This is a genomic window from Deinococcus terrestris (assembly GCF_009377345.1).
Taxonomy (GTDB): domain Bacteria; phylum Deinococcota; class Deinococci; order Deinococcales; family Deinococcaceae; genus Deinococcus; species Deinococcus terrestris.
Map to the genome: position 1 here is coordinate 173,071 of NZ_WBSL01000004.1, position 13,193 is coordinate 186,263.

Genomic DNA, 13,193 nt, shown 5'->3' on the forward strand with positions numbered 1-13,193 from the left:
ACTGGCCTTGAGGAGGGCCGGGCCTTGACCCGCTGGCCCCGTGTTCTGGCCGTCGCCCTGCTCGCGGCGGGGCTGTGGTTCGGCATCGGCGTGTGGCAGCGTACCCGCGCGGGAGTGGACTTCGGGGACGCGGCCCGTGCCGAGCTGCTCCTTACGCTGATAATTTTCGTGGTCGCCGCCGGGTGGGTGATCGTCTCCGACCGCGTCCGAGGCCGCAAGTGACCCTGCTGGGTCAGCGCCTCGCCGTCATTCACACCGGGGGGACCATCGCCAGCCGTCCCGATCCGGGCGGGCCGGGTGTGACCCCGCAGGAGGCGCCCGCCGTGCCGGGCCTGCCGGGCGTCACGGTCACGGCCCACCAGCCCTTTCGCCTGCCCAGTCCCCACGTCACGCCGGGGCACATGCTGGAACTCGCCCGGCTGATCGAGCGGCTGGCCCCGGACGCGGACGGCATCGTCGTGACCCACGGCACCGACACGCTGGAGGAGACGGCCTTTTTCCTCCACCTTGCCCTGGCGACCGACACCCCGGTCCTGCTCACGGGGTCCATGCGCCACGCCGAGGAGGTGTCCTGGGACGGCCCCGGCAACCTGCTGGACGCGGCGTACGTCGCCCTGCACCCGGAGTCGCGGGGGCGCGGGCCGCTGGTCGTGTTTGGCGGGGACCTCTTCGACGCCCGCACGGTCACGAAGGTCCATACCAGCGCGGTGGACGCCTTCGGGGGCTATCCCGGCCCCATCGGGCGCATCGACCGGACGGGGGAGACGGCCCACCTGCGCTTCTTCGCCCGGCCGGAAGCGCGGCCCGTGTACGCACCCGCCCAGGTGGACGCCCGCGTGGAGATTCTCTATGCCTACGCGGGCTGGCAGGGCGAGGGCTACGCCGAGGCCGCCGCCCGCGCCGACGGTTTGGTGATCGCGGCGCTGGGCACCGGCAACCTCCCCGCCGAGCTGCTGCCCCTCGTCGCCGCGAGTGCTGGTGCTGGGCAGCCCGTCGTGATCGCCACCCGCACCCACGCGGGGCCGATTTTGCCTGTGTACGGTTACCCCGGCGGCGGCGCAACCCTGGTGGCGGCCGGGGCGATCCCCGCGAGCTTCCTGAACGCGCACAAGGCCCGCTTGCTGCTCCTGCTGCTGCTCAGCCTGGGGCAGGGGCTGGAGGAGATTCGGGGGGTGTTCGGGGAGGGAGGGTTCTAAGGGACGCCCTCACCCCGCTGCTTCGCGGCGTCCCTCTGCCAGCAGCTCTACAAGTCTCCCGGAGGTAGAGGGGTCAAAAAAACCCTCTCCCCTGGGGAGAGGGCCTTGCGCAGCAAGGGGTGAGGGGTCCTTACCCCCGCCCCCCCAGGAACGCGTCGTAGGCGGCCATAAACCGCTTCGGTTCCTCGAAGTAGACCAGCGCTCCCGTGTCAAAGCGGCTGAAGGTCCAGTTGTCCCGGTGCTGCACGTTCGTCCGGTCTCCGAAATCGGTGAAGCGGTCGTTGGTGCCGTAGGCCACCCACACGGGCAGGCGCAGCGCCTCATAGATGCGGTCGATATCCGCGCTGAACAGCAGGCCGCTGATAAAGGAAAAGGGCGCGTGCCGGGCGCCGGGCACGTGCGAGGCGGGGTAGTCGTAGCGCAGCAGCCCCTCGTCGATCGCCGCGTAGGAGCCGAAGGTCTGCTTCAGGAAAAATCGGATGCTGGGGGCACTCGCCAGCGCGTCGTAGAAGGCCTGCCCCAGCAGCGGATGTTCGTAGGCCCGCTTGAGTCCGGGTCGGCCCCGCGTGCTGCCCAGCGGCCCGTAGAACTGCTCGGTCTTGCCGAAGCCGGTCGGCGTGACGAACGCCACCGAGCGGAAGCGCTCCGGGCGCTCGGCGGCGGCGCGGGCCAGGAACTCGGCGCCCAGCGAGAGGCCCAGCGCGTCCACCGGCTCGCCGCTCTCGCGGGCGATCTCATCCAGCGCGGCGTGGATGGCGTCCGTCATCAGGCGCGGGCTGTACTCGCGGTCAGAGCGCTCGGAGAAGCCGAAGCCCGGCAGGTCCAGCGCGTACACGCGGCGCGTGGCCCGGTAGTGCTCAAAGAGGGGCCGCACCTCGTAGGTGCTCGCTGCCGCGTTCACCCCGTGAATCAGCAGCAGGGGCGCTCCCGACCCCGCCACGTACAGGTTGAGCCTCCCGGCGCGGCTCCCCAGGGTGCGCCGCTCGGCCTCCACGGCGGGCGGCAGCGGGAGGTCGTGCGGCACGCGCAGGCGGCTGAAGAGGGTCCACCCCAGCCAGGCGGCGGGGAGGGCAGCAGCGGCGGCAAGAAGTCTCTTCTCCATGCACCACCTTAAAAGGCCCTCTCTGGGAGGAAGGTTAGCCCCCGGCCAAACGGGGCTGATGGAGCCGTTCCCTTCTCCAACTGGCGGCTGACCGCTACAGGTTCCACCCCCCTGCCACCTCCAGCTCCTGCCCGGTCACGTAATCGCTGGCCCGCACGAAGTACAACGCGGCGTCCACGAGTTCGGCCACTGTGCCCACCCGCCCGGCGGGAATCTCGCGCAGGGGCTGGCTGACCGAGGTTTCAATCACGCCGGGCGACACCACATTCACGCTGACCCCCGTGCCCGCCAGCACCTTCCCCAGTGCGTGCGAGAGGTGCAGCACGCCCGCCTTCGCCACCGCGTAGGGCACGATCCCCGGCCGTGCGACGAGCTGCCGGGCGCCCGCGTAGCCCAGGTTCACGATGCGTCCGAAGCCCGCCTCCCGCATCAGCGGTGCGGCGGCCTGACAGGTGGCGAAGCTGGCGGTCAGGTTGCTGCCCAGCATGTCGGCCCATTCGGCATCGGTGGTCTCCAGCAGCGGCTTGTGAACGTAGTTGCCCACGTTGTTCACGAGCACGGCCAAGGGCGAGCCGGAAAAGGCCCCGTGCGCCGCCGCCACCAGCGCCCGCGCCTGCGCCGGGTCGGTGAGGTCAGCCTGAAGGGTGGTTGCGGGCATACCCCTTTCCTCGCACAGCCGCGCCGTCTCCTCTGCGTCCGCCCGACTGTCCCGGTAGTGGACGGCGACCGCGTACCCTTCCCCCGCCAGCGCGACCGCCAGCGCCCGCCCGATGCCCCGCGCCGCTCCGGTGACAAGGGCGGTGCCCTTTCCTCTGGCCTCGGTCACCGGCCCTCCCGGCGGGCCAACTCCACCAGCGTCCGGGTATAGGTGTTCAGCGGCAGGGTCAGCGCCTCGTCCAGCGTGGCCCACGACCAGTCCACGATCTCCTCGTTGGGGGTGACTGTCAGCGAGGCGGTGCGGGCGAAGAAGTCCACCAGCAGCAGGTGGGTGGGCTTGTGGAACTCGGGGCTGAGGACGGCCTCCTGGGTCTGGGCGTAGCGCACGCCCGTGATTTCCAGGCCCGTCTCCTCCCGGAACTCGCGCGTGACGGCGGCCTCCAGCGTCTCGCCCCAGTCCACCTTGCCGCCGGGGACCCCCCACAGGCCGCGCCACTTCGTCGTTTCTACCAGCAGCACGCGCTCTCCCGGTCCCCACACCAGCGCCCCCACACACACGACGGGTCTGTCCATGGGGAGCAGGGTACGGTGCGGGGCGGGGGCCGGGGCTAGAGTGGGGTCATGACCGCGCTGGGGTGGCTCACCGTGGGTGGGTTGGTGCTGCTCGCTCTCCTGCTGTCCGGCGGGCTGGCCCGCAAGCCCAATCTCCCGCTGGGAAGGCTGCTGCTGGGGCTGATGGAGGTATATCTGCTGGCCGGGGTGGCGGTGGTGGTCCTGTGGAACCTGTGGCCCGGCCAGGAGGACACAGATGCCCCCACAGGCTACCTGCTGGTCGGGGCGCTGACCCTCGTGCCCCGGCTCGCGGAGGTGCCCGCCGTCCGTGCCCTGCGCCTCCCCGCCCGCTGGGGCGTCATGGGGTTGGGGCTTGTCCTGCCTGTCCTGGGCTTGATGCTGGGGGCTGCGCTGTTCCGGCCTGAAACGCTGGGTGTCCTGACCGAACTGCTGCTGTGGTCACTGGGTCTGGCCGCCGCCTTGGCTGTCCTCGCGGCGCTGTGGCAGGGGCTGGAGCGGGTCTGGGTCCTTCCGGCCGGGGAGCAGCAGACCGGTGTGGGCAGTCCCGACGAGCGCCCCACCGAGGGCCGCTGACCCCTACCGCGCCCTGCGGTGGCGCAGCACCCGCCGCTCCAGCGCCGCGACGGCGAGGTACAGGGCCACCCCCAGCCCGACCAGCAGCGCGATGGCCGCAAACTGCCGGGGGGTGTCGTAGTAGGCGCGGGCCTGGTTGACCGCGAAGCCCAGCCCCGGCTGGTTGCTCACGAACTCCCACACGACCGCGCCGATCAGTGCCAGCGAGAGGGCCAGCCGCAGCCCCCCCAGCATCACGGGGAGGGCCGAGGGCAGCTCCAGCCGCGTCAGCCGCTGCCACGGGGAAGCCCGCAGGGTGGAAAAGAGTTCGTGGTCGGTGCGCCGCACCTCGCGCACGCCGACGATGGTGGCGATCATCACCGGATAGAGGGCGCTCAGGGCGCTCACGAGGACCGCCGGAAAGCGCCCGAACCCGAACCAGGTGATCAGCAGCGGGGCCAGCACCGCGATGGGCGTGCTCTGCGCCGCGACCACGAAGGGGCTGAGCAGCCGTTCGAGCGTGCGCGACTTGCCCAGCGGATAGCCGATCAGGGCACCGGCGAGTGACCCCAGCAGCGCCCCCAGCAGCGTGACCCCGGCGGTCGCACCCGCAAACGACACGAACTCTCCCGGCGTGGCGGCGAGTTCGGCCCACACCTGCCCCGGCGAGGGCAGCAGCAGGGGCTGGCCCAGCGCCCGCGCCGCCAGCTCCCACACGGCCAGCCCGACCACGATCGCCCCGACCGGCGCCAGCGCCCCCAGGTCCAGCCGCGCCGGGGGGTCGGTGCGCAACCGGGTGGAGTCGCCCGTGCCCAGCAGGTTCCGCAGCCGCGCCTCCAGCCCGTCGGTGTAGGCGGTCACGCGGCCCTCGCCCCGCGTATCGAGTTCATCCACCACCCGCCCGTCCCGCAGCACGACCACCCGGTCGGCCAGCCACACCGCCTCGCGGATGGAGTGGGTCACCAGTACGGTGGTCCGTCCGGTCTTGTCGTGGAGGTGGCGCAGTTCGGCGTTGAAGCGCTCGCGCACCAGGGCGTCGAGCGCGGCGAAAGGTTCGTCGAGCAGCAGCACGTCGCTGCTCTGGGCCAGCGCCCGCGCCAGGGCCACCCGCGCCCGCATGCCGCCCGAAAGCTGCGCCGGGTAATAGCCCGCGTACCCGTCCAGCCCGACCAGCCTCAGCGCCTCGCCCGCTTCCAGCCCCCCGCCCGCCCCGAGGTCGTGGGGCAGGGCCACGTTCCGCAGCGCCGTGCGCCAGGGCAGCAATCGGTCGTCCTGAAACATCAGCGCGGGCGGTGTGGCGACCTCCACCCGGCCTGGCCCGGCCCGCAGCAGCCCCGCCAGCACCCGCAGCAGGGTGCTCTTGCCGCTGCCCGACGGCCCGATCACCGCCAGGAACTCGCCGTGGGGCACCTCCAGCGTCACGTCCTCCAGCACGGTCTGGCCGCCCAGCCTCACCGTCACATTCGTCAGGCGGATGGCCGTCTGGCCGTCCCCCGTTCCCACCTCTCCCGGAGTGCTCATGCGGCGGGCCTCCCGCGCGTGTTCACGAGCACCACGCCTGCAATCGCCACCGCGCCCCCCAGCAGCGTGAGCAGGGTGGGCACCTCGCCCAGCCACAGCCACGCGATCAGCACGGCGAACACGGGCGAGACGTACAGGAAGGAGGTCGCCGCACTTGCCCCCACCCGCGAGAGCGCGAAGGTCCACGTCAGGTAGGCCAGCGCCGCTGGAAAGAGGCCGATGTAGACCACGGCCAGATGCGCCTCCAGCGGTGCCCGCGCAAGTTCTCCCCCGAAGCCCGGCAGGAAGATGAGCAGCGGCAGCGTTCCCGCGATCAGGCTCCAGACGGTGAAGGGCAGCGGCCCCATCCGCGCGAGCAGCGGTTTTTGAAACACGAAGTACAGGCTGGTAAACAGCGCCGCCGCCAGAATCAGCCCCGCCCCCCGTGCGAAGCCCACGCCCTCGCCCTGCCCCAGCACCAGCAAGGCCACCCCCAACAGGCTGATCAGCGTTCCGAGCCACCCCAGAGCGTTGAGCCGTTCGCCCGAAAAGCGGGTCGCCAGCAGCGCCGTGATCACTGGCCCGGCCGCGATGATCAGGCTGGCGGTCCCGGCAGGCACGCTGACCTCGCCGTAGTTCAGGCAGACGTGGTAGAGGGTGATGCCCAGCAGGCTCAGGCCAAAGAGGGGTCCCAGGTCGGCCCGCGACGGCAGTGGAAGCCGCGCGGCCAGGGCGTACACGATCAGCGCGGCGGCCGCCACCAGAAAACGGTAGAGGGTCAGGTGTCCTGGCGAGAAGGCCTTCAGCCCCGCCCGGATGCCCGCGAAGGCCGAGGCCCAGAACACGATGGTGACCACCAGGGCACCCAGCGAGAGGGGGTCCATGCGGCCCACCTGGGGCACCCGCGTCGTCATGACGGCCAGCCTAGCGCGGCCCCGGCCCGAGCGTGAGCGGCCCGTCAAGGCGGGCACATCCGCCCCCCGCCGCCCAGCCGGGAGCATGGGCAGGAAGTCTTTTCCTCAGGAGGTCTCAGCATGGATGACCGCAAGACAGACACCGGCACCCACGGCGCGTCCTACATGGGCGCGGACAATACGCCCGACACGAACACCAACCTCGACCCCAGCGTGTCCGGCGGTCCCCAGACCGGCGCCGACCGCGAGGCCGCCGAGGAGGTGGCTGACCAGTACGCCCAGGGCGGCCTCGCGGGGGGGATGGCCGCCACCCCCGACCCCACCCGCCAGAACGACAACAGCGGGATGCTCCAGCCCGGCCTGACCCCCCGCGACGAGGAGGCCGACGGCGCCGACACGATCGGGCAAAGCGGCAACGACCGCAACGACGAATAGATGAGGTCACCGGGAACCTCTCCCCAACGACACCTTAAATGTGAGTTGGGCAAGGATTAACCCAGGCTCAAGACCGCCGGGCCTAGACTGCCCGGTACGGAGGAACCAGCGATGAGCGCAAACATGGACAACAGCGGCAGCAAGGAAGGCAGCAAGAGCATGGACCAGGGCCGCCTGATCAGCAGCGCGGCGGGCGCGGCCCTGATGATTCTCGGCCTGCGGAAAAAGGGCCTGATGGGCCTGCTGATGGCGGGCGCGGGCGGCTACCTCGCCTACCGCGGCGCGACCGGCAACGACCCCGTGATGAACGCAGCGGGCCTCAGCGGGAATGCAGGCGCGGCCAAGCCCATCTTCGTGGAGCACAGTGTGGTCATCGACCGCCCCGCTGATCAGGTGTACGGCTACTGGCGCCAGCTCGAGAACCTGCCCCGCATCATGAGCCACCTCGAAAGCGTCACCGTCCTTGACGAGCGCCGCAGCCGCTGGGTCGCCAAGGCCCCGCTGGGCACCCACGTCGAGTGGGAAGCCGAGATCGTCAATGACAAGCCCGGCGAGCGCATCGGCTGGCACAGCCTCCCCGGCGCGACCGTGGACAACGCGGGCAGCGTGCAGTTCGAGGGCCTCCCCAACGGCGGCACCCGCATCCACGTGGCGCTGTCGTACCGCCCGCCTGCTGGGGCGCTGGGCGCGGCCGTCGCCAAGCTGTTCGGCGAGGAACCCAGCCAGCAGATCGCCGACGACCTCCAGAACTTCAAGCAGACCTTCGAGGGTGCGAACCCGGTCAACTGAGCTACGGCGCCAAGAGAGAGGGCGGCCTCCCGGTATGGGGGCCGCCCTTCTTCAGACGATGTACTACCAATTCAGGTCGTAGTTGCCAAAGGGCCGGGTCTGCGAAACGGTCGTGCCGTCAAAACGGTTCCAGCCCTTCTTGACGGTGAAGCCGAAGAGAGAAGCGTCCGAGGTGGCATAGATCAGGCCGCGCGTGCTCCGCTGGGTCCGGGGCTCGTTCGCGTCGAACTTCTTGTTGTTGTTGAGGTCCACGTAGGCGAGGACCTCGTACACGCCCGCCTTCGCGGTGTCCGGCAGCGAGATCGAATACACCCGCTTTTGGGGGTTGAAGGTGCCGATGTCGAGCTGATCGACCGCGTTGTTCTCGAAGCCGGTGCCTGTCAAACCGATGAGCGCGATGCGGACATTGCCGCTCTGGGGCTGGGTGCCGCGAATCTCGCCGGTCACGTCGCCGCGTGGCACGCCCAGCAGGTTGCACGACGCCAGCGTGAGGGAAAGACCGAGGGCCAGGGCCGCCTTTGTCATGGATTGCATGGCCGGAGCGTAATTGGGCCGGGCCGCCGTGGGGTACGAGGGGGCTAAACCTCCGGTGAAGCTTCGCCTTCCTGAAGGTCTGCCGCCCCCGCCTCCACCACCGTCAGCGAGCGCAGGGTCGCGCCCTGGTGCCAACCGTACTGCGGGTCGCGCAGCCCCAGCGCTTCTGCAATGGCGCGGGCCGTACTCTGATCCGGCTCCCCCTCCAGACAGAACAGCAGGAACTTGCGCCCGCCGGGGCCGATGCGGATAAACAGGTTCTCGCCCAGTTCAAGCTGCTGGGTGCGGCCCAGCTTCTCGGCGCGGCCCTGCGCGTACCGCAGCGCGTCGCGGATGCGGACGGTGACGGTGGGGTGGCTCATGGGGTCGCCTCCTTGGGCGGTGGGCGCAGGCCGTCCAGCAGCAGCCCGGCGTAGCGGTCGGCCACCTCGCGCGGACTCAGCCGCCCACCGGGGCGGTACCAGGTATAGGCCCAGTTCACCGCCGAGAGGATCAGGTTGGCGGTCATCTTCACGTCCAGATCGGCGCGGAAGACCCCCTCGCGCACTCCCCCAGCGACGAGGTCCCGGTAAAAGGCCTCGGTGGTATCCCGCCACGCCGTGACCCGCGCGTAGGCCTCCGGCGAGAGGTGCTTCCACTCATGGAAGAAGACGGTCGCGCTCTCCAGATTGCCCGCGACCACCGTGAGGTGCCGGGCCATCGCCTCGCGCAGCCGCTCGTCGGCGGGGCGGGGGTCGGTCTGAAGGTCCATCAACGCCCCCTCGAACTGCCGGGCGGCCTGCTCTACGATCTCGATCAGCAGGGCTTCCTTGCCGCTGATGTGCGCGTAGAGGCTGCCCCCCTGCATCCCCAGCTCGGCGGCGAGGTCGCGCATGCTGGCCCCGTGGTAGCCCCGCTGGGAAAACAGGCGGCTGGCGACCTCGTGAATCTGCTCGCGGCGTGTCCGCGCGGGCGGGGTGGGGGCAGGGGAGGGGGCAGAGGGGTCCGTCATGGGGGGACGCGGCGGCGTGCGGGCAGGGTAGCACGGCCTTCCGGGGGGGCAGGGTGCTAGAACGGACGGCATGACCTCCACTCCCTCCCTTCCCGGTCAAGCGGCCCCGGCGGGCGTGCGCCCCGCGGTGCGGACGGTGCCCGCCTACCCCTTTACCCCGCTGGACGTGCCCATCAAGCTCGACCAGAACGAGAACGCCTACGACTTCCCGGCGGAGCTGAAGGCCGAGGCCACCGCCCGCATGCTCGCCCGCCCCTGGAACCGCTATCCGGACCTCGGAGCGGAGGGGATTCGTGCCCGCCTCGCCGCGCTGACCGACTGGAACGAGGCGGGCGTGGTCCTGACGCCGGGCAGCAACCTGCTGATCAAGCTGCTGACCGAACTCGCGGGCATCGGGCAGACGGTCTTGACGGTCAGTCCCACCTTCGCGGTGTATACCCTGGAAGCGCGGATGCTCGGCGCCCGGCTGGTGCAGGTGCCGCTGAACCCCGACTTCTCGCTCCCGGTGGCCGGGCTGGTGGAGGCGCTGCGGACCCAGCCTCCCGGCGTCCTGTACATCACCCAGCCGCACGCCCCGACCGGGCACGTGGACCCCGCCGGGGCCGTGCGCGAGGTCGTGGAGGCGGCGGGCCGGGACTGGATCGTCGTGCTGGACGAGGCCTACGGCGAGTACAGCGGGACGGATTACCGCTCGCTCGTGCGCGAGGGCGGCAACCGCCTCAGCCTGCGGACCTTCAGCAAGGGCTGGGGACTGGCGGGCATTCGGCTGGGCTACGCCCTGACCAGCCCCGCCCTGGCGACCGAACTGCGCAAGCTCGTCCCCGCCTTCAACATCGGTGTGCTGGCGGAGGCCGCGCTGGAGGTTGCCCTGGAGAACCCCGGCTACGTGGCCGAACGCGCCGCCGAGGTCCGCCGTGAGCGCGAGCGCGTTCTCGCGGCCCTGCGGGAGCACCCGGTCTGGGGACCCCTCCCCAGCGAGGCCAACTTCTACCTGCTGCGGACGCCCGACGCGGAAGCCGCCTACCGTCACCTCCTCTCGCACGGCATCGTGGTGCGCCGTCAGGACTCGCTGCCGGGGCTGGCGGGGTGCCTGCGGGTGGCGGTGGGGACGCCCCAGGAAAACGACGCGCTGCTCGCGGCGGCGCGGGCCTACGTGACCTCGGACAAGTAAGGCCCGTCCGCGAGGGCGGTCACGCCGGGGCACGGGCGCACGCGCTAGCCTCGGCGGGACCGCCTTCCCCGTATGGACGCCTTCACCCCACCCCCCAACTTCGCGCCGCGCTCGCCCCTTGTGCGCGACTGCACGGCGTGCGGGGCGTGCTGCTCGGCCCCAGATATCCACGCCCTGCGCAAGCCGTTGGGCGTGCCGTGCGTCCACCTGCGGCCCGATTGCCTGTGCGCGGTGTACGCCGCCCGGCCCGCCGTGTGCCGGGGCTACCAGCCCGACTGGGTGTGCGGGGAGGTGGCTCCGTTGCCCACGCTGGAGGCGCGGATGCGGCGCTTTCTGGAGGTTTACGGGTTGGACGACGAAGCCCGGCTCTAGAACAGCATCGCGCCCACGGCCGCGCACGCCCCCACCACCGCCCACGCAGGCCAGCGCCCGGCGGTGAGCGCGGCGTAGGCGAGCAGCGCCAGCGCAATGTGACGCGGTTCGCGAATGCCCGCTGTGAAGACCGGGTGGTACAGGGCGGCGAGCAGCAGGCCCACGACCCCCGCGTTCAGCCCCGCCAGCGCCGAGCGGGCGGCGGGCCGCACGGAAAGGGCCGCCCAGAAGGGCAGCGCCCCCGCCATCAGCAGGCCCCCGGCCAGGAAGATGCCCAGCGTGGCAATGATGGCCCCCACCAACGCAGGCAGGGCCGTCTGCGCCGCGCCCAGGTAGGTCGCGAAGGTGAACAGCGGCCCAGGCACCGCGTTCGCCGCCCCGTACCCGGCGAGAAAGGTGGACGGCGAGACGTGCTCCGGCACGAACCCCGCCTCCAGCAGCGGCAGGACCACGTGCCCGCCCCCGAACACCAGCGCCCCCGCCCGGAAGGTGGTGGCAAACAGCGACCACCCCGGCCCCAGCGCGGCCAACAGCGGCAGCGCCAGCAGCAGGACCGCGCACAAGGCTAGCAACGTCGCCCCCACCCGCCGCGAGATGGGCACCGGGGGCAAAGTCGCCTCCGCCCCTGCGCCGGGCAGGAGGCGCCAGCCCACCACCGCACACAGCGCCAGCGCGGCCACCTGCATTCCAGCGACAGGCCACACCACCAGCAGGGCCGCCACCCCCAGCGCGAGCGCCGCCCGCACCCGGTCCGCTCCCACCAGGCTGCCCCACATCCCGGCGACCGCCTGCGCGACGACCGCCACCGCCGCGACCTTCAGCCCCGTCAGCCACCCAGCCTCCGCTCCACCCCTGAAGCGGGCCACGCCCAGCGCGAAGGCCACCATCAGCAGCGCACTCGGCAGGGTGAAGCCCACCCACGCGGCCAGCAGGCCCCACCCGCCCGCCCGCAGCAGCCCCAGCGCCATGCCGACCTGACTGCTGGCCGGACCCGGCAGAAACTGCGCGAGCGCCACGAGGTCGGCGTAGGCCCGCTCGGTCAGCCACCCCCGCCGCTCCACGAACTCGCCCCGGAAGTAGCCCAGGTGCGCGACCGGCCCCCCGAAGCTGGTCAGGCCCAGCCGCAGAAAGACAAAAAAGACCTCCAGCGTTCGCATCTAGAGGTCAGCTTAGGGTGGGAGGGTCAGTCGTCGGCCGCCTGCCCTTCCTTCTTGGGCACTTCCGGGTTCTCCACGAACTCGGTGGGGTCAAAGCGGTCGAAGCCGATCTCCTTCTCGTAGTCCTGAATCTTGACGTGCAGGCGGCGCACGTCGCCTTCAACGGCCCCGTAGTCGAAGGTGTCGAAGATGGCGGTCGTCTTGTGGTTGCCGCCCTCGAAGTCGGGCACCTCGCGGGTCTTGCGGATGCCTTCTTCCAGCGCCTTGCGGCTCTCGATGCCGAGGTTACGGAACGCCACCTGCATCACGTCGCGCTGGAAGTCGCGGGGGCCGTAGATGCCAGCGCGGTAGACGGTTTCCGCGAAGTCCTGCCAGTCGGGAACCAGCGCCGAAGCGGGCATGGAGAACTGGCCGATCACGTTCTTGATCGCGTCCAGCGTGCGCTCGGGGTAGTAGTAGAGGTACATCCGCACGCCCTCGAGGAAGAAGTTGTAGTGCGCCGCCTCGTCCACCGCAATGGTCTGCGCGACCTTGGCGAGCACAGGGTCAGAGAAGTCCTTGTACTGCGGCTTCTCGCTCTTGCCCTGAGCGATTTTCATCATGTTCAGGTAGTTGAGCTGGGTGGCCCGCTCCTGAAACACGGTGTACACGAGGTTGTGAATGGCGTCGGGGAAGGGCAGTTCCCAGGTCTGCGACCGCAGGCGCTCCTTGTACTCCTCAATCCACTGCGGGGAGCGCTGGCCGCTGAACAGCACGGCGTTTTCCCAGGCGTCGGCGTGCTTTTCTTCCTCGCTGCCCCAGCGGAGCTGGAAGTGGCTGCGTCCATGGCTTCTGCGCACGAGGTTCACGAGGCTGGAGGTGAAGTCAGGCGCGTACTGCTCGACCGCGAAAAAGCCCTGAATCACCCGGACGATCTCCGGCGGCAGGTCCTGACGCAGCTTGAGCCACTCGAAGGAGCGGTCAGGGTTCCAGTTGCGCGTCTCCTGACTGCGGGCGGTGTACCAGCGGTAGAGGCCCAGGAAACCGCGCTCGATCAGGCGGTCTTTCTCGGCGTTGCTGAGCAGCCCGGCCGGAGTGCGCGGGCGCTCGTTGAGCATGTTGGGGGGCAGAATGTCGGCCATCGGAAACTCCTTGTGAGGCGGCGTGCACGTGGCAATCCGCCGGAGGGGTAGGGAAGGGGGACGTTACCCTGCTAGGCTACGGTTCCCCACCTGACGGAGGCGTGAACTGGGACGCGGTTTAACTTGATC

Annotated in this window: 17 protein-coding genes; 7 read left to right on the forward strand and 10 right to left on the reverse strand. The window is 70.7% G+C overall.

Annotation, left to right across the window (positions count from 1 at the left end; genetic code table 11):
* Positions 1 to 24 precede the first annotated feature (24 nt).
* The gene (locus F8S09_RS10890) at positions 25 to 222 is read left to right on the forward strand and encodes a hypothetical protein (RefSeq protein WP_152871500.1); all 198 of its coding nucleotides are present in this window, start codon (positions 25 to 27) and stop codon (positions 220 to 222) included.
* On the forward strand, positions 219 to 1,196 hold the full coding sequence (locus F8S09_RS10895; protein ID WP_322618746.1) for an asparaginase: 978 nt from the start codon (positions 219 to 221) through the stop codon (positions 1,194 to 1,196). The genes F8S09_RS10890 and F8S09_RS10895 overlap by 4 nt, the downstream gene beginning before the upstream one ends.
* 130 nt (positions 1,197 to 1,326) lie before the next feature.
* On the opposite strand, the gene F8S09_RS10900 is transcribed toward F8S09_RS10895, so the two are convergent.
* The 3 genes from F8S09_RS10900 to F8S09_RS10910 form a co-directional block, all read right to left on the reverse strand.
* The gene (locus tag F8S09_RS10900) at positions 1,327 to 2,298 is read right to left on the reverse strand and encodes an alpha/beta fold hydrolase (RefSeq protein ID WP_152871501.1); all 972 of its coding nucleotides are present in this window, start codon (positions 2,296 to 2,298) and stop codon (positions 1,327 to 1,329) included.
* Between the two features lie 94 nt (positions 2,299 to 2,392).
* Positions 2,393 to 3,124, reverse strand: a complete 732-nt coding sequence (gene tmpR / locus F8S09_RS10905) for a bifunctional dihydropteridine reductase/dihydrofolate reductase TmpR (RefSeq protein ID WP_322618747.1) — start codon at positions 3,122 to 3,124, stop codon at positions 2,393 to 2,395.
* Entirely contained in the window at positions 3,121 to 3,528 is a 408-nt protein-coding gene (locus F8S09_RS10910) for an NUDIX domain-containing protein (RefSeq protein ID WP_152871502.1), read from the reverse strand. Before F8S09_RS10910 ends, tmpR begins: the two co-directional genes overlap by 4 nt.
* A 48-nt stretch (positions 3,529 to 3,576) precedes the next feature.
* Between F8S09_RS10910 and F8S09_RS10915 the strand changes: the two genes are divergently transcribed.
* Positions 3,577 to 4,101 (forward strand): hypothetical protein, encoded by a 525-nt coding sequence (locus F8S09_RS10915; protein ID WP_152871503.1) that lies wholly within the window; start codon positions 3,577 to 3,579, stop codon positions 4,099 to 4,101.
* A 3-nt stretch (positions 4,102 to 4,104) separates the two neighbouring features.
* Here the strand turns inward: F8S09_RS10915 and F8S09_RS10920 are convergent, their stop codons facing one another.
* Both F8S09_RS10920 and F8S09_RS10925 read right to left on the reverse strand, forming a co-directional pair.
* Positions 4,105 to 5,601, reverse strand: a complete 1,497-nt coding sequence (locus tag F8S09_RS10920) for an ABC transporter permease subunit (RefSeq protein ID WP_152871504.1) — start codon at positions 5,599 to 5,601, stop codon at positions 4,105 to 4,107.
* The gene (locus tag F8S09_RS10925; protein WP_152871505.1) at positions 5,598 to 6,494 is read right to left on the reverse strand and encodes a DMT family transporter; all 897 of its coding nucleotides are present in this window, start codon (positions 6,492 to 6,494) and stop codon (positions 5,598 to 5,600) included. The genes F8S09_RS10920 and F8S09_RS10925 overlap by 4 nt, the downstream gene beginning before the upstream one ends.
* Positions 6,495 to 6,614: 120 nt before the next feature.
* Here F8S09_RS10925 and F8S09_RS10930 point away from each other — a divergent pair, with 120 nt between their 5' ends.
* Positions 6,615 to 6,929, forward strand: a complete 315-nt coding sequence (locus F8S09_RS10930; protein WP_152871506.1) for a hypothetical protein — start codon at positions 6,615 to 6,617, stop codon at positions 6,927 to 6,929.
* A 111-nt stretch (positions 6,930 to 7,040) separates the two neighbouring features.
* Positions 7,041 to 7,718, forward strand: a complete 678-nt coding sequence (locus tag F8S09_RS10935; protein ID WP_152871507.1) for an SRPBCC family protein — start codon at positions 7,041 to 7,043, stop codon at positions 7,716 to 7,718.
* Between the two features lie 63 nt (positions 7,719 to 7,781).
* Here the strand turns inward: F8S09_RS10935 and F8S09_RS10940 are convergent, their stop codons facing one another.
* The 3 genes from F8S09_RS10940 to F8S09_RS10950 are packed head-to-tail and all read right to left on the reverse strand — an operon-like array spanning position 7,782 to position 9,243.
* On the reverse strand, positions 7,782 to 8,252 hold the full coding sequence (locus F8S09_RS10940) for a DUF2141 domain-containing protein (protein ID WP_152871508.1): 471 nt from the start codon (positions 8,250 to 8,252) through the stop codon (positions 7,782 to 7,784).
* Positions 8,253 to 8,296: 44 nt separating this feature from the next.
* On the reverse strand, positions 8,297 to 8,614 hold the full coding sequence (locus F8S09_RS10945; RefSeq protein WP_152871509.1) for a hypothetical protein: 318 nt from the start codon (positions 8,612 to 8,614) through the stop codon (positions 8,297 to 8,299).
* Positions 8,611 to 9,243 carry a TetR/AcrR family transcriptional regulator gene (locus F8S09_RS10950; protein WP_152871510.1) on the reverse strand — a complete coding sequence of 211 codons (633 nt, stop codon included), beginning with the start codon at positions 9,241 to 9,243 and terminating at the stop codon, positions 8,611 to 8,613. The genes F8S09_RS10945 and F8S09_RS10950 overlap by 4 nt, the downstream gene beginning before the upstream one ends.
* A gap of 70 nt (positions 9,244 to 9,313) precedes the next feature.
* Between F8S09_RS10950 and F8S09_RS10955 the strand changes: the two genes are divergently transcribed.
* Together F8S09_RS10955 and F8S09_RS10960 are read left to right on the forward strand one after the other, a co-directional pair.
* Positions 9,314 to 10,414: a pyridoxal phosphate-dependent aminotransferase gene (locus F8S09_RS10955; protein WP_152871511.1), complete on the forward strand. Its 1,101-nt coding sequence runs from the start codon at positions 9,314 to 9,316 to the stop codon at positions 10,412 to 10,414.
* A gap of 72 nt (positions 10,415 to 10,486) precedes the next feature.
* Positions 10,487 to 10,786, forward strand: coding sequence for a YkgJ family cysteine cluster protein (locus tag F8S09_RS10960; protein WP_152871512.1), 300 nt, complete (start codon positions 10,487 to 10,489; stop codon positions 10,784 to 10,786).
* On the opposite strand, the gene chrA is transcribed toward F8S09_RS10960, so the two are convergent.
* On the reverse strand, positions 10,783 to 11,943 hold the full coding sequence (gene chrA, locus F8S09_RS10965) for a chromate efflux transporter (RefSeq protein WP_152871513.1): 1,161 nt from the start codon (positions 11,941 to 11,943) through the stop codon (positions 10,783 to 10,785). The two genes, F8S09_RS10960 and chrA, sit on opposite strands and share 4 nt — an antisense overlap.
* Positions 11,944 to 11,969: 26 nt before the next feature.
* Complete coding sequence (locus F8S09_RS10970) at positions 11,970 to 13,064, reverse strand: acyl-ACP desaturase (protein WP_152871514.1); 1,095 nt, start codon at positions 13,062 to 13,064, stop codon at positions 11,970 to 11,972.
* Between the last annotated feature and the right edge of the window lie 129 nt (positions 13,065 to 13,193).